Annotated in this window: 16 protein-coding genes; 3 read left to right on the top strand and 13 right to left on the bottom strand. The window is 74.4% G+C overall.

Features of this window, described 5'->3' with window-relative positions; translation table 11 throughout:
• A partial coding sequence (locus ACFVHI_RS22645; RefSeq protein ID WP_380342054.1) for an FAD/NAD(P)-binding protein occupies window positions 1–1,395 on the bottom strand: 1,395 nt, incomplete at its 3' end.
• A 360-nt stretch (window positions 1,396–1,755) separates the two neighbouring features.
• Here ACFVHI_RS22645 and ACFVHI_RS22640 point away from each other — a divergent pair.
• Window positions 1,756–2,385, top strand: a complete 630-nt coding sequence (locus ACFVHI_RS22640) for an SRPBCC family protein (protein ID WP_063350454.1) — start codon at window positions 1,756–1,758, stop codon at window positions 2,383–2,385.
• Between the two features lie 16 nt (window positions 2,386–2,401).
• Here ACFVHI_RS22640 and ACFVHI_RS22635 read toward each other — a convergent pair whose 3' ends face one another.
• The 11 genes from ACFVHI_RS22635 to ACFVHI_RS22585 form a co-directional block, all read right to left on the bottom strand.
• Window positions 2,402–3,985 carry a phytoene desaturase family protein gene (locus ACFVHI_RS22635; RefSeq protein WP_380342051.1) on the bottom strand — a complete coding sequence of 528 codons (1,584 nt, stop codon included), beginning with the start codon at window positions 3,983–3,985 and terminating at the stop codon, window positions 2,402–2,404.
• A 146-nt stretch (window positions 3,986–4,131) separates the two neighbouring features.
• Window positions 4,132–6,786, bottom strand: a complete 2,655-nt coding sequence (locus tag ACFVHI_RS22630) for a TIM-barrel domain-containing protein (protein ID WP_380342048.1) — start codon at window positions 6,784–6,786, stop codon at window positions 4,132–4,134.
• Window positions 6,787–6,941: 155 nt separating this feature from the next.
• Entirely contained in the window at window positions 6,942–7,790 is an 849-nt protein-coding gene (locus ACFVHI_RS22625; RefSeq protein WP_380342063.1) for a carbohydrate ABC transporter permease, read from the bottom strand.
• Between the two features lie 44 nt (window positions 7,791–7,834).
• Complete coding sequence (locus ACFVHI_RS22620; protein WP_380342045.1) at window positions 7,835–8,764, bottom strand: carbohydrate ABC transporter permease; 930 nt, start codon at window positions 8,762–8,764, stop codon at window positions 7,835–7,837.
• 43 nt (window positions 8,765–8,807) lie between these two features.
• Window positions 8,808–10,076: an extracellular solute-binding protein gene (locus ACFVHI_RS22615; RefSeq protein WP_380342042.1), complete on the bottom strand. Its 1,269-nt coding sequence runs from the start codon at window positions 10,074–10,076 to the stop codon at window positions 8,808–8,810.
• Window positions 10,077–10,293: 217 nt separating this feature from the next.
• The gene (locus ACFVHI_RS22610; protein ID WP_380342039.1) at window positions 10,294–11,052 is read right to left on the bottom strand and encodes a DeoR/GlpR family DNA-binding transcription regulator; all 759 of its coding nucleotides are present in this window, start codon (window positions 11,050–11,052) and stop codon (window positions 10,294–10,296) included.
• Window positions 11,053–11,154: 102 nt separating this feature from the next.
• On the bottom strand, window positions 11,155–12,042 hold the full coding sequence (locus ACFVHI_RS22605) for an SAM-dependent methyltransferase (protein WP_380342036.1): 888 nt from the start codon (window positions 12,040–12,042) through the stop codon (window positions 11,155–11,157).
• A gap of 207 nt (window positions 12,043–12,249) precedes the next feature.
• Complete coding sequence (locus ACFVHI_RS22600; RefSeq protein ID WP_063350461.1) at window positions 12,250–12,783, bottom strand: EF-hand domain-containing protein; 534 nt, start codon at window positions 12,781–12,783, stop codon at window positions 12,250–12,252.
• Window positions 12,784–12,978: 195 nt separating this feature from the next.
• Window positions 12,979–13,737, bottom strand: coding sequence for an FAD:protein FMN transferase (locus ACFVHI_RS22595; protein WP_380342060.1), 759 nt, complete (start codon window positions 13,735–13,737; stop codon window positions 12,979–12,981).
• A 30-nt stretch (window positions 13,738–13,767) separates the two neighbouring features.
• Window positions 13,768–14,292 carry an FMN-binding protein gene (locus ACFVHI_RS22590; protein WP_380342032.1) on the bottom strand — a complete coding sequence of 175 codons (525 nt, stop codon included), beginning with the start codon at window positions 14,290–14,292 and terminating at the stop codon, window positions 13,768–13,770.
• Between the two features lie 78 nt (window positions 14,293–14,370).
• Entirely contained in the window at window positions 14,371–15,726 is a 1,356-nt protein-coding gene (locus ACFVHI_RS22585) for a ferric reductase-like transmembrane domain-containing protein (protein WP_380342029.1), read from the bottom strand.
• Between the two features lie 230 nt (window positions 15,727–15,956).
• On the opposite strand from ACFVHI_RS22585, the gene ACFVHI_RS22580 reads away from it, so the two are divergent.
• Window positions 15,957–16,685: a response regulator transcription factor gene (locus tag ACFVHI_RS22580; RefSeq protein WP_063350464.1), complete on the top strand. Its 729-nt coding sequence runs from the start codon at window positions 15,957–15,959 to the stop codon at window positions 16,683–16,685.
• Window positions 16,682–18,184: a sensor histidine kinase gene (locus ACFVHI_RS22575; RefSeq protein WP_380342026.1), complete on the top strand. Its 1,503-nt coding sequence runs from the start codon at window positions 16,682–16,684 to the stop codon at window positions 18,182–18,184. Before ACFVHI_RS22580 ends, ACFVHI_RS22575 begins: the two co-directional genes overlap by 4 nt.
• On the opposite strand, the gene ACFVHI_RS22570 is transcribed toward ACFVHI_RS22575, so the two are convergent.
• Window positions 18,162–19,184 (bottom strand): GlxA family transcriptional regulator, encoded by a 1,023-nt coding sequence (locus ACFVHI_RS22570; protein WP_380342023.1) that lies wholly within the window; start codon window positions 19,182–19,184, stop codon window positions 18,162–18,164. The two genes, ACFVHI_RS22575 and ACFVHI_RS22570, sit on opposite strands and share 23 nt — an antisense overlap.
• Between the last annotated feature and the right edge of the window lie 63 nt (window positions 19,185–19,247).

Below are 19,247 nucleotides of genomic sequence, written 5' to 3'. Positions count from 1 at the left end.
GTTCCGCGCACGCCGCCCCCGGCGGTCCTGGCGGGGGGGGCCGCCGGGCGCGCGGGGGGGGGGGGGGGGGCGGGGGCGGGGGGCGTCGCCCGCGCGGGCCCCGGGGGCGGGGGAGCCGAGGCCGGTGGTGAGCAGGTCGGTGATCAGCGGGTCGTCGACCCGGGTGAGTTCGGCTTCGGAGCCGGTGCAGTTCAGCACCGCCCCCACCCGCAGCGCGCGGCCGTCGTCCAGCCGGACGTCGATGACCTCGCCGACCTCGCCGACCTCCCTGACCTCGCCGCCCCCGTCGGGGCCGTCCGAGGTGGTCTTGGCGTCGGCCACGGTGCCCCGGCCGATGCTGACCAGACCCGCGTCGACGGCGGCGCGCAGGGCCTGGGCGCTGACCGGCGGGATCCGGTGGCGGTGGGTCTCCCAGAGCCGGAGGTCCCGGGCCAGCAGCCGGGCCTGGTCGGCGGGTGGGAGCTGCTGCCACAGGGCGCTGGTGAGGGGGCGGAGGCTGTCGACCCCGGCCCGCCAGTCGCCGTGGACGCGGCGGCAGCGGGCGATCTGGCACAGCACCGCCCGGCGCAGCGCGGGCAGCCCCGTACGGGCGTCGAGCTGCGGGGCGACCGGGGCGACCGGGGTGGCCGGCGTGGCCGGCGTGGTGAGCGGGGTGGCGGCGTGCGGTCGGGGGACCAGGCCGTGCCGGGACAGGGCGTGGACGACGCGTCCGGGGCGTTGCAGGCTGAGCGCCATGTCGACCATGGTCAGGCCGGTGCCGACGAGCAGGACGTCGCGGTCCTCGGGGACGGCGGCCAGGGCGCCGGGAGCCCAGGGGTCGGCCAGGAACCGCCCGGAGTCGCGCAGCGCCGGCGGTGCCCAGGCCTGGCCGGGTGCGAAGTTGCCCAGGGCCAGCACCGCCGCGTCGACGTCGAGCGGCGGCCCGTCGTGCAGCCACAGGCGCAGCGGCGGGGTGGTCGTCTGCGGTCGGTGGGTGAGGGCGACGACGCGGTCGGGCACTCGGACCAGGTCGGGGGCGCCGGGGCGGTCGGCCGCCGCCGCCAGGCTCTCGGCGAGGTAGCGGCCGAAGAGGCGCCGGGGGACGAAGTCGTGCTCGCCGCCGCGGTCGCCGAGCCAGCGCACGAAGTGGCCGGGGTCGTCCCGGTGGGCGCTCATCTGGCCGGCCCGGACGTTCAGCAGGTGGTGCGGCGCGTCGGTGCCGAACGCCAGCCCCGGGCCCGCGGGCCCGGGGTCGATGAGCCAGATCCGGGCCGGTGCGGGTCTCCCGGCGGCCGCGTGGTGGAGCAGGCGCAGCGCCGTCAGGGTGCCGGCGGCGCCTGCGCCCACCACGGCGATCTCTTGCGGGGTGCTGCTCTGGTTCACGGCGGCCGCGTCGGACGCGGCGGGAGACGTCATGCGGCCAACATCGAGCCGATCGCGCCGCCGCGTCCAACGACGGTTCATAGGCCCCTCGCCAAGCAGGACTTATGGCCGGGCGGCCCGGTGCCGCGCCGACCGGGGTGGGGGCGAAGGTCACGTAGGGTCCCGGGTTCGACACGTTCCGTCCCATAAGGAGAGTTTGGGGGCGCTCCGCCGCTCACCGTTCGAGCCTCTGGTTAGAGGGTGTCACGAAAGCTGTTGACCCCTCACGCGGATCCGCGTTATAACTTCTAACGAACGCGCAAGCATCTATCGAGCGCAGGGTCGCCGCAGCCGCGTTCGCAGCTCGACAGGCAACGCCAGCCCACCAACTGACACTCGACCAAAGGGAATTCCATGTCCGGCACCCGCAGCACCGGCGTCCGCGCCGCCCTGTTCGCCGTCCCGCTCGTCGTCAGCCTCCTCGGCGCCGCGGCCGCGCCCGCCGGGGCCGCCACCTCGCGCCCCGGTCCGTCCCTGACCTGCCGCGGCGAGGGCGTCGACCCCCGGGCCCAGGTCCGCTACCGGGCCGAGACGGTGATCCACGCGCCGCTGCACACCATCTGGAAGCTGCAGACCGACGTGGAGCGCTGGCCGTCCTGGCAGGGCCCCGTCGCGAGCGCGGAGCGCCTCGACCACGGCCGCCTGCGCCCGGGTTCGGCGTTCCGGTGGACGACCCCGCTCCCGCCCAACCCCGCGACCACCGCCACCAGCCTGGACATCACCTCGACCGTCCAGCAGCTCAAGCGGGAGTCCTGCCTCCGCTGGACCGGCCCCGCCGACGCCGAAGGGCTGCACATCGACGGCGTCCACGTGTGGAACTTCACCCGGGTCAAGGGCGGCGTCCGGGTGAGCACCGAGGAGACCCACACCGGGCCCCAGGTCGACGCGGACGTCCCCACCGCGACCGCGATCCTGCGCCAGGGCCTCGACGGGTGGCTGCACGACCTGAAGACCACCGCCGAGGCCGAAGCCGACCGGCGCTGACCGACGCCGAACGGGGCTAACCGGACAGGGCTTCGAGGGCGGCCCGGGCGGCGTTGTGGCCGGGGATGCCGCTGACTCCGCCGCCGCGGACGGCGCCCGCGCCGCACAGCAGGACGTTCGGGTGGGCCGTCGCCACGCCCCAGCGGGCGGCGGGGCCGTCCACCGGCCCGGTCGCGAACGGGAAGGAGAGGTCCCGGTGGAAGATGTGGCCGCCGGGCAGGCCGATCTCCCGTTCCAGGTCGAGCGGGGTCTTGGCTTCCACGCAGGGCCGGCCGGTGGCGTCCGGCGCGAGGCAGTCGGCGATCGGTTCGGCCAGCACCTCGTCCAGTTGGGCCAGGCTGGCCGCCAGGGCGCGCTCCTTGGCGGCCGGGTCGGTGAACAGCCGGGCGGGCATGTGCAGGCCGAACAGGGTCAGCGTCTGGAGGCCCTGGCGGACGGCTTCGGGGCCCAGGATGGTGGGGTCGGTGAGGGTGTGGCAGTAGATCTCCGACGGGGGCGCGGAGGGCATCCGGCCGGCCGCCGCCTCGGCGTAGGCGGTCTCCAACTGCCGGTAGCCCTCGGCGATGTGGAAGGTGCCCGCGAAGGCCTCCCGGGGGTCCGCGTCGGTGTCCCGGAGCCGCGGCAGCCGGCGCAGCACCAGGTTGACCTTCAGCTGGGCGCCCTCGGGCGCGGGCCCGGGTTCCTCGCCGAGGAGGCGGGCCAGGGTGGCCGGGGCGGCGTTGACCAGCACCCGGCGGCCCGCCGCGGTGGCCTCGCCGCCTTGGTGGCGGTACGTCACCTCGGCGTCGCCGTGGCCGTCGGTGGCGATGGCGGTGACCTCGCACCCGGTGCGGAGCTCCGCGCCGGCGGCCAGGGCCGCCTCGGCCAGCGCGTCCGTCACCGCGCCCATGCCGCCGACCGGGACGTCCCAGTCGCCCGTCCCGTTGCCGATCACGTGGTAGAGGAAGCAGCGGTTCTGCCGGAGCGAGGGGTCGTGGGCGTGGGTGAAGGTGCCGATCAGCGCGTCCGTCAGGGCGATCCCGCGGACCAGGTCGTCGCTGAAGGTCCGTTCGATCGTCTCGCCCAGCGGCCGTTCGAACAGGGTGGTCCAGGCGGCGTCGTCGGCGATCCGCCGGCGCAGTTCGGCGCGTGCGGGCAGCGGTTCGGTGAGGGTCGGGAAGACCCGTCGGGCGACCTGCCCGGTCATGCCGTAGAAGTGCTGCCAGGCCTCCCACTCCCGGTCGGTTCCGGTGAGGGCCCGGAACGACTCCCCGGTCCGGCCGGGGTCGGCGGCGTCCACCAGCAGGCCGGTGGGCTTCCCGTCCCGGACGGTGGGGGTGTACGAGGCGATCCGGCGGCGCCGCAGGTCGAGCCGCAGGCCCAGGTCCTGGACGATCTTGTGCGGCAGCAGGCTGACCAGGTAGGAGTAGCGCGACAGTCGGGCGTCCACGCCCGGGAACGCCCGGGCGGAGACGGCGGCGCCGCCGACCCGGGGCAGCCGTTCGAGCAGCAGGACCCGGCATCCGGCCCGGGCGAGGTAGGCGGCGGCCACCAGCCCGTTGTGGCCGCCGCCGACGATCACGGCGTCGTACCGGGCGGGGGTGGACGGGTTCGCGTTCACCCCCGCCACGCTACGGGACGGGGGCGGGCCGGGGAATGCCCCGGACACAGCGGCCCCGGACACGGCGGCCCCGGACACGGCGGCCCCGGAGCGCCGCAGGGCCCCCTCGCAGCGGTTCGCGAGGAGGCCCTGCGGCATCCGGCCGGTCAGCGGCCGCCGTGGATCAGTTCGACGGAGAAGCCGTGGTCGGTGGAGACGGCAGGCGTTTTGACCTGCGTGACCCCGGTCGCGGCGTCGTAGTACCAGCCCGAGGCGGCCGAGTCGAGCGCCGCCGCCGAGTCCAGCCGGGGCAGCGGTCCGCCCTGCGTGACGACCAGGCGCGGGGCGGGCTTGCCGTGCACGGTGAAGCGGTACCCCCGCTCGGCCGGCTTGCCGGTGTAACTCCCCACGCTGGCACCGACCTTGACGACGGTGACCGGCCCGTGGGCGCGGACGTCCACCCGCTGGGTGGCCGAGGCGCCGGCGGCGAAGCCGCGGGTGACGCCGTCGTCCTCGTACAGGGTGTAGGAGGAGTCGCCCTGCGGGTAGAGGTCGTAGTCGAGCCGGGTGCGGTCCCGGTTCTCCCAGGACAGCGTGCCCTCGGGCCACATCGGCACGATCGAGCCGCCCTTGACGAACAGCGGCAGGGTGTCCAGCGGCGCGGAGTACCCGTTGATCGTGGTGGGGCCCTGGTAGGTGCGCCCGGTCCAGTAGTCGGTCCAGGTGCCCTTGGGCAGGTAGATGCCGTCGCGCACCGAGGTGTCGGAGTAGACCGGCGCGACGAGGAAGTCCGGCCCGGCCAGGAACTCGTACTTGGCGTTCGGGCCGAGGGCCGCCGGGTCGTCCGGGTACTCCAGGGCGAGCGGGCGCACCGCGCCGACGCCCGTCTTGGTGGCCTCCGCCGACAGCGTGTACATGTACGGCAGCAGCCGCTCCTTCAGCTGGAGGTACTTGCGGTTGATCGAGGTGTAGGGCTCGCCGTCCAGCCAGGGCTGCTGGTCGCGCTGCTCCTTGCCGGCCATGTCCTTGGCCCAGCCGTCCATGGTCATGATGGCCGGGAGGAAGGACTTCCACTGGAGGTCGCGGGTGTACATCTTCGGGTCGCGGCGGTAGATGGAGCCGACGTCGCCGGTGTTGTAGGCGATGCCGGACATGGTGGCGCCGGCGTAGGTGGGGATCTGCCAGCGGATGTAGTCCCAGGACAGGCTCTGGTCGCCGCTCCACAGGACGCCGCAGCGCTGGGCGCCGGCCCAGGAGACGGGCAGCCAGACGAAGCCGCGGGCGTCGCTGCCGTCCTCGATGCCGGCCTTGGCCTGGTCGCAGGCGTTCAGCGCGAAGTCGTAGCCGTTGCCGACCCAGGCGACGTCGAGCTTGCGCACCCGGACGCCGGCCTTGACCTCGGCGGCCTGGTCGGGCAGGCCGTTCTGGGTCCAGAGCCCGAGCTGGGCGTGGTCCTTGCGCAGGCCCTCGCCGGTCTGGGCGAGGTTCTCGTAGCCGCAGCCGTAACCGTCGTTGACGAGCATCCAGCCGAGCGGCATCTGGTTCTGTGCGTAGCCGTCGGCGACCTTGAGCGAATCCGTGGTGTGGCGCTCGCCGCGGTTGGCGTTGTGCAGGTAGCAGTCGGCGGAGCCGGGTTCCAGGCCGTAGACGGGCGGCATGAAGGGCTTGCCGACCAGGGCGGTGTACTTGCCGATCACCGACTTGACGTCGCCGGTGAAGTAGTAGGCGTCCAGGCGTCGTTCCTGCTGGCCGGTGTGCACGGGCGAGCCGAAGTCGTAGATGCCCGGTGCGAGGGTGTTGCGGAAGACGCCGTAGCCGGCGGTGGAGATGTAGAACGGCTGCGAGTTGTTGTAGCCGCCCTCGTTCCAGTTGGTGCTGTTGGCGACGTGGACGGTCTTGTCCCGGTGGGAGAAGGAGCCGTTCTGTTCGCCGCCGCCGAAGAACTGCTCGTCGGCGCCGCGGACCAGGCTCTGCCGCAGCCCGCTGGTGGACCAGCGCAGCGGGGCGTCCTCCTGCCAGACGGCGGTGCGGTTGTCGGCCTTGTACAGGCCGAACCTCAGGGGGTGCTTGTAGACCCGCAGCACCTGGTCCTTGGAGCGGATGCCGTAGTAGTCGCCGGCGTCGAACGACGAGGTGCTGCGCTGGAGTTCGGGCTGCTTGCGGATGATGGTGCTGCCGGCCGGGTCGGTGAGCACGCCGTCCGGGGCGGCGCGCAGCCGCAGCTGGTCGTCGGCGAGGAAGTCGACCTTGGCCTTGAGGGTGCCGGCGGCGATGTCGTAGCTGCCCTGGCCGCCGGAGAAGGAGGTGAGGTTTCCCGCGTCGGCGGTCTGCGGCAGGTAGGCGCGGCCGGTGAAGGAGCCGCCGTGCACGTCGTAGGGGACGACCAGGACGTGGTAGGTGCCCGAGGCCTTCGGGATGACGGTCGCCTCGGGGTTGGCGGTGCCCGCGCTCTCGGCGACCTCCTTGCCGTTGGCGTCGTAGATGTAGAGGTCGAAGTCGTCGGCGGGGTTCTGCCACTGGATCGAGAGCGGGACGCCGCCCTCGGGGTTGTCGTCCCAGTAGCCGGCGGGGGCGTCGACGGTCAGGTCGAAGCGGCCGCAGACGGTGCCGTCCGGGTCCTGGGCGGCGGACGGGCAGGAGGCGGCGCCGCCGAGGGTGCCCTTGGCGTACGTGGGGCTCTGCCAGGTGGTGCTCTGGTGGCTGCCGTCGAGGACGGCGGAGCCGGGGGTGGCGGCGCGGGCCGGCAGGGCGGGCCCGGCGATGGCGGCGATGCTGGTGAGGGCCACGGTGAGGGCGGCCCGGCGGAGGCGAGGTCGTACCAAGCGCACGGTGTGTTCTCCCGTCGGATGAGCAAGAGATGTTCACTTACTGCGCGAAGCTGCTTGAACATGGGGGAATACAAGCAACATTCACAGTTATGGCCGGTCCATGTCAATGGTGGAGCCGCCGTTCTCGACACCCCGGACGGCGGCCGGGGCTACTTCACCGATCCGGCGGTCAGCCCGGAGACGACGTGGCGCTCGATGACGGCGAACAGCACCACGACCGGCACGATCGCGACCACCGATCCGGCGAACAGGTAGTTCCACTCCACGGTGTAGTTGCCGATGAAGCCGTTGATACCGACGGTCAGCGGCTGGCTCTCCGGGGCCGTCGACAGGGTCAGGCCCATCACGAACTCGTTCCAGGCGGAGATGAAGGTGAAGATCACCGCGGTGACCACGCCGGGCATGGCCAGCGGCAGCACCACCCGGCGCAGCGCCCCGAGCCGGCCGAGGCCGTCGAGCAGCGCGGCCTCCTCCAACTCGACCGGGATCGAGCCGATGTAGGCGGTGAGGATCCAGACGGCGAAGGCCAGGTTGAAGGCGGCGTTGCAGAGGATCAGCGTCCAGACCGAGTTGAGCATGTCCAGCTGGTAGAACTCGCGGTAGAGGCCCACCAGCAGCGAGGTCGGCTGGAACATCTGGGTGACCAGGACGAGCAGCAGGAAGAGCTTGCGGCCCCGGTACCTGAACCGCGCGGTGCAGTACGCGGCGGGCAGCGCGACCAGCAGCGCCAGCACGGTGGAGCCGCCGGCGACCAGCAGGGTGACCTTGAGGTTGGCGCCGAGCGTCGACTCGCGCCAGACGTCGACGAAGTTGGACCAGGCGGGGTGGCGCGGCAGGTAGCCCGCGTCGCGCAGCTCGTCGGCGGGGCGCAGCGCGGTGACGGCCATCTCCAGGTACGGGAGCAGGAAGACCGCCGCCAGCAGCCAGGCGGCCGCCGCCATGACCAGGGTGCGCGGCCGGATCCGAGCCCGGATCCGCGGCTCGGTCTGCGGCCGGATCCGGCGCGCGGGCGGGCGTGGCCGGCGTGTGGGCGGGCGGGCCGTCAACGCTCCTCCCCGTTCCAGCGGCCGACCTTGAGGAAGACGAGCACCATCAGCACCACCAGGGCGAAGTTGACCACCGACATGGCCGCGGACTCGCCGATGTCGGTGTTCTTCAGCTGGTACATGAACACCGTGCTGGTGGCCGTGGCGCTGCCGGGGCCGCCCTGGGTCATGCCCCAGATGACGGGGAAGGAGTTGAAGACGTTGATCAGGTTGATCACGAGGCCGACCAGGAAGGCCGGGCGCAGCAGCGGCAGGGTGATCCTCCGGTAGGCCTGCCACGGGGAGGCGCCGTCCACCCGGGCCGCCTCGTACAGCTCGCCGGGGACGGTCTGCAGGCCGGCGAGCAGGGTGTAGGTGGTGAACGGCAGCGAGACGAAGACGGCGACGAGGACCATCCAGGGCCAGGCGGTCGACGGGTCGCCGAGCCAGTCCCGGGGGCCGTCGACCAGGCCGAGGTCGGTCAGCGCGGTGTTGAGCACGCCGGCCGTCCGGTCGAGCATCCACCGGAAGCCGATGGCGGTCATCAGGACGGACGCGGCCCAGGGGGCGATCAGGGCCCAGCGGGCGAACCTGCGCCCGGGGAAGCGCTGGTTGAACAGCTGGGCCAGGCCGAGCGAGAGCGCCATCGTCAGGCCGACGACGGCCACCGTCCAGACCACCGTCGAGAGCAGCACCCGGCCGAGGTCGGCCTCGCCGAAGAGCTTGCGGTACTTGTCCAGCCCGGCGGAGCCGCGGACGAATCCGCTGGTGCTGATGCGCAGGAACGAGGTGCGGGCCATCTCGTAGACGGGCCACAGGACGACGGTCAGGATCAGCAGGACGGCCGGGGCGATCCACGGCAGCGGTCCGAGCCGGCCGGGGCCGGAGCCCGTCCGGGCGGGCCGGCCGGGCCCGGAGGCCTGGGGGGTGGGGGAGTCGAGGGACACGGCGGTGCCTTTCGGACGGGGCGCGGGCCGGGGCGGGCGTGCCCTACTTGTTCGCGACGGCGTCCCGGGCCTTCTTCTGCAGGTCGCCGAGCACCTTGGCCGGGTCGCCGGCGACGGCGGTGCCGATGCTCTTCTTGAGCTCGGCCGAGACCGCGTCCCAGGTGGTGTTGCCGAGCGGGTAGAAGGCGGCGTTCGGCAGGAGGGCGAAGAACGGTTCGAGGTCCTTGTGCTTGCCGCTGGCGGTCATCTCGCGCAGGGTGCCCTGGGTGACCGGCAGCAGGTTGTAGGTCTCGTCGAAGGCGAGCGTGTTGTCCTTGGAGTACGCGAAGTCGAGGAACTTCCTGATCTGGTCGCGGTGGCCGTTCTTCTTGAAGGCCATCGTCCAGTCCGCGACGCCGAGGGTGGAGGCGAGCGGGCCCGTCCTGCCGGGGACGGGCGCGATGCCGTAGTCGATCTTGCCGTCCTTGGACATCTGGATCAGCGAGGGGTGGCCGTTGGCCATGGCGGCCTTGCCCGCGGCGAAGTCGGCGAAGGCGGTCTTGCGGTCGGTGGTGGCCGGGTTGGCGTAGGTCAGGCCGGTGTCGACGAGGTTGGCCTTGAGCCAGCGGAAGGTGTCGACGTTGGCCTGGCTGTCGATGGCGTACGTGCCGTCCTTGGCGGTGGGGCCGCCGCCGTTGCCGAGCTCCCAGATCATGCTCTCGCCCTGGGCCTCCTCCGGGCCGAGCGGCAGCGCGTAGGGGGTGACCCCGGGCGCCTTGGCCTTGATCAGTTCGGCGTCCTTGCGCACCTCGTCCCAGGTGGTGGGCGGCTGGGTGATGCCGGCCTGCTGGAAGACGGCCTTGTTGTAGAAGAAGGCGCGGGCGGAGGAGACGAACGGGATGCCGTACTGCACGCCGTCGACCCGGCCGGCGTCGGCGAAGCTCGGGATCAGGTCGGCCCGGGTGTCGGCGGACAGGACGTCCTCGGCCTTGTAGAGGAGGTCGTCGGCGACCTTGTCGGCGTAGCCCCCGGTCTGCAGGACGTCGGGGACGTTGCCGCTCTGGATCATCGTCTTGACCTGCTTGTCGATGTCGTTCCAGTTCATCACCTGGACGTCGACCTTGATGCCGGGGTTGGCCGCGGTGAACGCGGTGGCGACGCCGTTCCAGTAGGCCTTGGAGCTGTTGGACTCCTTCTCGCCGTAGTCGGCGGCGACGAGTTTGAGCGTCACGGCGCCGTTCGGGGAGGACCCGCCACTGCTGCCGCCGCACGCCGTGAGGGCGAGCGCGCCGACGGCACAGACCGCCCAGAGGGCACGTACACGTGTGTTCACCGCAGTTACCGCCTTCGTACGCCGCTTGATCCTAGTTGCTTGAAGAGCGCTGGTTCTGAGCAGATTCGAAAGAGCGTGGCGTCGGGCAGTATTCACGAGGCGGACCGGCGGGGTCGAGGTGTCGCCCGGATGTCGTTATCGGACCGTTGCATGACAACTGGCGGTGCAGCAGAGAGCCCGGCCGGTTCTCCCCGGCCGGGCACCCCGTGTGAACAGGTCAGACGCGTGCGACCCGGACCCCGCAGGCGGCGATCGCCTTCTCCTGCGCGGCGGTGGCCTCGTCGTCGGTGACGAGGTCGTGCACCTCGGCGAGCGGGCAGATCTTGGCGAAGGTCACCCGGCCGATCTTGGTGCTGTCCGCCAGGACCACCGAGCGCGCGCTGGCGTGCAGGAACGCGCGGTCGGTCTGGGCCTCCATCTCGTCGTGCGTGGTGCAGCCCTCCTGCGCCGTCAGGCCGTCCACCCCGATGAACGCGAGGTCCAGGTGGTACTGGGCGAGCATCCGGTCGGCGGCCGGCCCCACCAGCTCGTAACTCGTGGTCCGGGCCAGGCCGCCGACCACCACCAGGCGGACGTCCGGCCGGACGATGAGGTCCGCCGCGATGTTGACCGCGTTGGTCACGATGGTGATCCCGCCGCGCTCGGCCAGCACCCGGGCCAGCTCGCTCGTCGTCGTGCCGCCCGTCAGGCCCACCACGGAGCCGTCCGGCACCAGCCGGTCGGCCGCCAGCGCTATCCGCCGCTTCTCGGCCTGCCGCGTCCCGTGCTTGTGGCGCAGCGGCAGTTCGAGGTTGACGGCACCGGTGACCGCCCCGCCACGGGTGCGGTGCAGCAGGCCCTGCTCGTGCAGTTCCTGGAGGTCCCGGCGGACGGTGGCCGGTGACACCTGGAGGAGACCGGCCAGCTCGTGCACATCGGCGCTGCCCGCCTCGGTGATGTGGGCGAGGATCCGGGCGGTACGGTCGGCTTTGAGCATGGCCGAAGTCTAGGGCGTGTCCGTTGGATCACGCCGGGCCCGTGGGGCGGCGGACTGTGCGCAGAACCGCGCAAGCCGGCCGGGCGGCCCGGAGCGGGGGCGTCACCGGGTGGCGAAGACCCAGCGGTCGGCGGCGAAGGCGTCGTGGGGTTCGGGCCGGGGGCCGCGGCCGTAGTGGCGGGTGAAGTCGAACGGGGTGTGGACGGTGGTGGACCAGCCGCGCGCGGTGAGATCGGCGGTGGTGTCGGGGCGCGGCCCGGCGTCGAACAGGGCGAGCAGGTCGACGCCGAGCCGCTCGCGGGCGGTCGTGTAGACGGGGCTGTCGCGGACCGCCGCGGACTCCGGTCCGAGCCTGGCCTCGTACGCCAAGGTGCTGCCGGCGGCGCCGAGTCGGTCGACGGCGGCCGCGAGCCGCTGTTCGGCGGCGGCGGGCAGATAGGGCAGCAGGCCCTCGGCGAGCCAGGCGGTCGGCTCGGCGGGCTGGAAGCCGGCCGCGGTGAGGGCGTCGGCCCAGTCGCCGCGCAGGTCGGCGGCCACCGGCACGCGGCGCGCCGCCGGCCGGGCGTCGAGCCGGTCGAGGACGCGCTGCTTGAACGCGAGGACCTCGGGCCGGTCGACCTCGAAGACGGCGAGGTCGGCGGGCCAGTCGAGTCGGAAGGCCCGGGTGTCCAGGCCGGCGCCGAGCAGGACCACCTGGCGGACGCCCAGGTGGGCGGACCACAGCAGCTGGTCGTCCAACGCCCTGGTCCGCAGGGCGAAGTAGCGGCCGAGCCGACCCCAGAGCGGATCGGCCTCGCCGTCCGGGACGTCCCGGGGGTGGACCGGCCAGTGCGCGGAGGACCGGGCGGCGCGGACGAAGTGCTCGGCGTGGGCGTCCCGGGCGAGGGCGTCGGGGCGGTGGGTCTCGATCGCGCGGGCGGCGGCGACCATCAGGGCGGTCGGTCCGACGCCCTCGTCGACGCCGGCACGGGGGCGGGCGGCGGTGGCCATGGTCCCTCCTGGTGTTCGGACTTCGGGAAGCCGCGACCAGGTCCTGTCCGGCAGGATCGGCCGGACAGGCTGGACGGCGGACCGGTCGTGGGTGGTGGCGCGGGCGCCGTGGGCCCGGTGCGTGAAGCGTGGGACGGCGCCGCCGGGCAGGCGCGGGGCGGCGCCGTCGTCGCTCAGCCGATCCGGGGCGGGCGCGCCCCGGGGAGATCAGGCGGCCGGTTGGCCCACCAGCAGGTCGCCGGGGATGCCGGCCTTGTCCGGGGCGTAGTAGTCGCGGATCCCGGCGGCCCAGACGGCCACCGTGATGCGGTCCTCGGGGGTGGGGCCGAAGGCGTCGAAGAGGGCGTGGATGTTGGCGTGCTCGAAGCCGATCGCGGTCATCAGCGCCACGAACAGCGGGCGCTCGATCAGGCCGTCGCCGTCCGGGTCGCCGAGCGCGGACAGGGCGTCGGCGAACTCGCCGGCGGCGGGGCCGAAGCGCTCGGGCGAGAGGACGAAGCCGCCGAACTCCTCGCGGCTGATCACGCCGTCGCCGTTGGTGTCCAACTCGTCGGCCAGGGTGGTCCAGTAGCGCCGGAAGGCGGCGCGGATCGCGGCCTTCGCGGCCTCGTCCGAATCGGCGGCGGCCGCGACCACGCGGGCCGTCATCAGGTTGAAGTCGTCGACCTCGACGACGCCGTTGCGGTTGGCGTCGAACAGGGAGAAGACGAGGTCGATCCGCCGGGTGGCCTCGGTGGGCATGTGTCGCTACCTCTTTCCGTGGGTTCACGCGTGTCCGTGGGTCCACGCGTTCCGGTGGGACCGGATGGTGTGCGTCCGATCGGTCTCCCCACTATCGGCCACCCGGGTCGGAGCGGATGAGTCATGATCGAGTTCTTCACCTGATGGAGTGAACTATCAGCGTTCGAACGCCAGTTGGCGCGCAAACGGCCCTGCTCAGGCCGCCGGGGCGGCCGGCCGCCAGTCGGCGGGGCCGGTGGGCGGGAGGTGCCGGGGCAGGCCGGGCGTCCAGCGCTTGGTCCCGTCGGGCAGGACGGCGAGGGCCTCGACGCCGGGCTGCCGGGCGGCCCAGGCGAGCGCGCGGTCGGGGCCCATCGCGAAGGCGGCGGTGGCCCAGGCGTCGGTGCGGGCGATCCCGGTGCCGGGGGCGCCGACCAGGGTCAGCGAGGCGAGGCCGGACGCCGGCCGGCCGGTGTGCGGATCGAGGATGTGCGCGCCGCGCTCGGCGGTGCCGGAGGTGGCCACCGCGAGGTCGTCGCCGCCCAGCACGGCGGCCAGCGCGCCCGGCCGCAGCGGGTGGGCGACCCCGATCCGCCACGGGCCGCCGGCGGTCTGCACGTCCCCGCCGCCGCTGACGCAGTACTGCCGGGCCCCGGCGGCGGCCAGCAGCCCGGCCGCCTCCTCGACCGCCCACCCCTTGACCCAGCCGCTCGGGTCGAGCCGGCCGCCGGGCCGCTCGGTGAAGAAGCCGTCGGTCTGCGCGGCGACCTCGCGGCAGGCCGCCAGGACGACGCGGACCTGTGGATCGCAGTCGGCGAGGGCGAGTTCGCCCCGGTCGAGGCGGCTGATGTCGCTGTCCGGCCGGTAGGGCGAGAACACCGCGTCGATCCGGTGCAGCCGGTCGGCGATCCGGCGGAGCGCGGCGGGCGTGTCCGGGCCGGGATCGCGGACGGCGATCGAGAAGACGGTGCCCATGACGGGTTCGGCGTGGCGGAGCACCGCGCCTCACCGCCCGGCGCGGTCGAGCGCGCTCTGCAGGGAGCGGACGTAGCCGTCGCTGGTGAAGGTCGCGCCGCTGACCACGTCGATCCCGGCGCTCTGTGCGGCGATCGCCTCCTGGTTGAGCAGGGGCAGCGCGGAGCTGTTGATCTCGCGGTCCCGGCGGTCCTCGGTGGGGTACTTGACGACGTCGACGGCGGTGATCCGGCTGCCGGCGAGGGTGACCTCGACCTGGACGGGGCCGTAGCGGGTGTTCACGGCGTCGCCGGTGACCTTCCGGGTGCCGCCGGCGCCGGCCGCGGCACCGGCGGCCGGTGCGCTGGGAGAGCCCGACGGCCCGGCGGTGGCGTCGGAGGCCCCGGCGGCGGTACCGGACGAGCCCGCGCCGCCGGACGAGCCTGCGGTACCGGACGAGCCCGTGCCGCCGGAGCTGATCACCGGCGCGGGCCCGGCGGCCCCGTGCGGTTTGAGGGAGAGCAGCAGGACGACTCCGGCCGCGGTGGCGGCACCGGTGACGACGGCTCGGCGCATGGGCGGGGCTCCTCGGGGGTGTGGCGGAGGTGGCGTTGTGACGGGTCTCGGCAGGTCCGGCAGGCTCGGCGAGCGGGCTCAGAAGTCGAAGGACTCCCGGTGGATGCGCCCCGCCCGCACCCCGGCGGCCCGCAGCGAACGGACGGCCTCCTCGGCCAGCGCGTCCGGCCCGCACAGGTAGACCTCGTGCTCGGCGAGGTCGGGGACGAGCCGGGCGAGCGCGCGGCCGAGGTCGCCGATCCGCGCCCGCGGGCCGACCAGTTCGTGCACCGCGGCGCCCCGCCGCCGGGCCACCTCCGCCAGCTCGGCCCGGAACAGCACGTCCTCCGGGCGCCCGGCCCGCTGGACCAGGGTCAGCTCGCCCGGCAGCGTCTCGAACAGCGCCCGCAGCGGGGTGATCCCCACCCCCGCCCCGAGCAGCAGCACCCGGCGCCGCCGTTGCAGCCGCCCGGTGAACGCCCCGTACGGGCCCTCGGCGCGCACCGGGGTGCCCGGGCGCAGCGCGGCCACCGCGGCGCTGTGCCCGCCGAGGTCCTTGACGGTGAAGCGCAGGAAGTCCGGGCGCGGCGGCGCGGACAGCGAGTACGGGTTGGCGGCCCACCGCAGGCCGGGCGCCTGGAACTGGAGACGGAAGAACTGGCCCGGCTCGGCCCGGAGTTCGTCCAGCCGCCGACCGGTCAGGAACAGCGACACCACGCCCGGCCCCTCCCGCCGCACCTCCGCCACCCGCAGCCGGTGCCGGCGGTCGAGCAGCCAGGGCCGGGCCAGCCGGTACCAGCCCAGCAGGGCGGCGGTGCCGAGGTAGAGCGCGTACCAGGCGGCGCGGGCCGGGCCGTCGCCGAGGTCGGCGCCGGTGGCCAGCTGGTGGCCGAAGGCGAGCGCCACCGCGAGGTAGGTGGCCAGGTGCAGGTAGTACCAGGCCTCGTACGGGAGGCGGCGCCGGGCGGCCCGGGCGGAGACGGCGCCGGTGCCCAGCATCAGCAGGGTGCCCAGCGCGGCCTTGAGCATCTCGGGGTAGTGGAAGACGATCTCCACGCCCTCGCCGAACAGGCCGCGCCCGTCCGTCAGCGCGTACCCCCAGACGACCGACAGCACGTGCACCGTCACCACGGCGACCAGCCAGCGCCCGCCGAACGCGTGCCAGCGGGCCAGCCGGTCGGCGCCTACCCCGCGCTCCACCGGCGGCAGCCGGGCCATCAGCAGGAGCAGCACCGGCGCCGCGTACCCGGCGAGCAGGCCGGTGATCCGGCCCGCCCCGGTCAGCCAGCCGGCCGCCCCGGCGACCGCCGGGGTGTCGGACCACCACAGCGCGAGGACGCCGAGCGCCCCGGCGGCGATCAGGCCCAGCACCGCGTCCGGCCGGGCGGCGGCCGGGCGGCGCGGGGCCGCCCGGCGGGTGCGGGCGGCGGGTCTCGGCGGGGCGGCGGTGGCCATCGGGGATCCTCCTTCGGGCCCGGCGGGCGAGCACCGCCGGGGCGCACCACGATCGCACCGGAACCTCTGAGCCGGCTCTGAACCGGTGCCGCCGCCCCCGTCGCCCCCGGCGGTGTCGCCGCAGGTCAGGGCGGGTGGAGCGGGTTCTGCGGGCGACTGCCGGTCTCAGGGCTTTCTCATCGCGGTGGGCCAGGATGACGGCGGCCGACCGCCTGCACCCAGGGAGCACCATGGACGACACCGCCGAGCGGGGCGCCGACCGGCAGGACTGGCGGGTCCTGGTCGTCGACGACGAACCGGACCTGGTGGAGGTGGTCTGCGGCGCGGTCCGCTACGAGGGCTGGCAGGCACGGGGCGAGACCACCGGTCTGGCCGCCGTCAGGGCGGCGGCGCACTGGCGCCCGGACGCCGTGGTGCTCGACATGATGCTCCCCGACCTCGACGGCATGGAGGTGCTGCGCCGCATCCACGCCGAGCGGCCCGAGGTGCGGGTGCTCTTCCTCACCGCCCGGGACGCCGTCGAGGACCGGATCGCGGGCATCGCGGCGGGCGGCGACGACTACGTGACCAAGCCGTTCAGCCTGGCCGAGGTGGTGGTCCGGCTGCGCGGGCTGCTGCGCCGGGCCGCCCCACCGGGGGCCGCGGGGCAGCCGCCCGCACACGCCCTGGTGCTCGGCGACCTCGTCCTCGACGAGCGGGCCCGCGAGGTCACCCGGGCCGGTGAGGTGGTCGACCTCAGCCCGACCGAGTACGCGCTGCTCGCCCACCTGATGCACCACCCGCGGCAGGTGCTCAGCAAGGCGCAGATCCTGGACGCCGTCTGGTCGTACGACTTCGGCGGGCAGGCGCACGTCGTCGAGCTGTACATCAGCTATCTGCGCAAGAAGCTGGACGCGGGCCGGACGCCGATGATCCACACGGTGCGCGGCGCCGGGTACCTGATCAAGGCGGCCCCGTGACCGGCCGACCCACGACGGACGGCCTGGTCACGGGCGCCGCCAGGGCGCGCCGCCGGGCCGCCCGGCTGGTGCCGCGGACGCTGCGGGCCCGGCTGATCGCCGGCCTGCTGGTGCTGCTGGTGGTGACCTGCGCCGCGGTCGGCCTCGCCACCACGGCGGCGCTGCGCCACTTCCTGGTGGACCGCCTGGACCAGCAGCTCGCCGACGCCGGCGGGCGCTACGCCGCCAGCCTGGAGCACGCCGGCCAGGGCGGCGGCACCGACACCCGGGCGCAGACCCCCGGCACCCTGGGCGCCCGGCTGCTGGACGGCCGGGTCACCGCGGCGGGCGTGGTCGACGGGGACGCCGACGACGCCAACGGCCCCAGCGCCGACGACCGGCTGGTGTTCTCGCCGGCCGAGCAGCGGGCCCTCGCCGCCCTGCCGGTCGGCGGGCCGGCCCGCACTGTCGACCTGGGCCGCGCGCAGGGCCACTACCGGGTGCGTGCGGTGGCCGGCCGGGACGGCGACGTGCTGGTCAGCGGACTGCCGCTGCGCCCGGCCGAGGACACCGTGGACCGGCTGGCGACCCTGGAACTGACCGTCTTCGCGATCGCCGTCGCCGGGGCGGGGGCGGCCGGGGCGGTCTGGGTCGGCTGGTCGCTGCGTCCGCTGCGGCGGGTGGTGGGCACGGCCGAGCGGGTGGCCGCGCTGCCGCTCGCCAGCGGCGCCGTCACGCTGGCCGAACGCGTCCCGGACGACGATCCGCGGACGGAGGTCGGCCGGGTCGGCGCGGCGCTCAACCGGATGCTCGGGCACGTGGGCGACGCGCTGGCCCGCCGGCACGCGGTGGAGGAGCGGCTGCGGGCGTTCGCGGCCGACGCCAGCCACGAGCTGCGCACCCCCGTGGCGGCGGTCCGCGGCCACGCCGAACTCGCGCTGCGCCACCCGGGCGCGGTGCCCGGTCCGGTCCGGCACTCGCTGGAGCGGATCGACGCGGAGGCGGTGCGGATGGGCGCGATCGTCGAGGACCTGCTGCTGCTCGCCCGGCTGGACGCCGGCCGGCCGCTGGCCGACGCCGAGGTCGACCTGACCCGGATCGCGCTGAACGCGGTGGCCGACGCCCGGGCGGCCGGGCCCGGGCACCGCTGGCGCCTGGCGCTGCCCGAGGAACCGGTGCTGGTGCGCGGGGACGCGGACCGGCTCAGCCAGGTGGTGGTCAACCTGCTGGCGAACGCACGGACCCACACCCCGCCCGGCACCGAGGTCGAGCTGAGCCTGGAGCCGGCCGGGGCGAAGGTGCGGCTGGCCGTCGCCGACGACGGCCCGGGGATCGCGCCGGAGCTGGCGGACCGGATGTTCGAGCGGTTCGTCCGGGGGGACCGCGCCCGCTCGCGCTCGACCGGGTCGACGGGGCTCGGCCTGTCGATCGTGCGGGCGGTGGTCCGGGCGCACGGCGGCACGGTGGACGCGGCGAGCCGGCCGGGCCGCACCGTGTTCACCGTCCGGCTGCCGCTCTGACCGGGGGCGCGGGACTGGTGGTGCGGAAGCGGTGGCGGTACTCGGTCGGGGTGGTGTCGAGCCGGCGGCGGAAGGCCCGGACCAGGGTGTCGGTGGTGCCGAACCCGCAGTCGGCGGCGACGCGTTCGAGCGTGGCATCGGTGGATTCGAGCTGGTGGCGGGCGAGTTCGACCCGGGCCGACTCGATGTAGGCGCTGGGCGTGGTGCCCAGTTCGGTCTTGAAGATCCGGGTCAACTGCCGTTCGCTGACGTGGGCGTGGGCGGCGAGGTCGGGGACGGTGAGCCGGCCGGTGAGGTTGCGCAGGACGTGGTGGCGCAGCTCCTCGACCCGCCGGGTGGTGGAGACGGGTTCCAGCGGGACGCTGAACTGGCTCTGGCCGCTGGGGCGTTTGAGGTACATCACGAGCTGGCGGGCGACCCTCAGCGCGAGCTCCTCGCCGAAGTCCTCGGCGACCAGGGCGAGGGAGAGGTCGAGGCAGGCGCTGATGCCCGCGCCGGTCCAGACGTCGCCCTCGCGGATGAAGATCGGGTCGGCGTCCACCTCGATCTCCGGGTACTCGGCGGCCAGTTGCGCGGCGGTCGACCAGTGGGTGGTGGCGCGCTTGCCGTCGAGGAGCCCGGCGGCGGCGAGCAGGTGCGCGCCGACGCAGACCGAGGCGATGCGGCGCGAGCGCCCGGCGAGGGCGCGCACCCAGTCGACCACGGCCGGGTCGGTGCGCGGGCGGACCAGGCGCGGGCCGTCCACCTCGACGGCGCCGGGCACCAGCAGGGTGTCGATGGCGCTCGCGGCGGCCTCGTCGAAGGTGAGGTCGGGCAGGATCCGCACGCCGGCGGCGGTGGTGACCGGGTCCGTGGTCGCGGCGGCGAGGACGACGCGGTAGCCGGTCGCGTCGCCGGTCTCCCGCCGGACGAGGGAGAACACCTCGGGCGGTCCGGTGACGTCGAGCAGGTCGACGCCCTCGAACAGGACGATGACGATCAGTCGTTGTACGGCGCCCACGGCCCCACCTGCGCTCTCTTCGTGCTCTCTCGATGTCGGAATCTGCAGGTTAGACGGCATTGC

The sequence above is a fragment of the Kitasatospora sp. NPDC127121 genome (genome assembly GCF_042677305.1).
Taxonomy (GTDB): Bacteria; Actinomycetota; Actinomycetes; order Streptomycetales; family Streptomycetaceae; genus Kitasatospora.
This window is presented reverse-complemented; position numbering and strand designations above follow the sequence as displayed.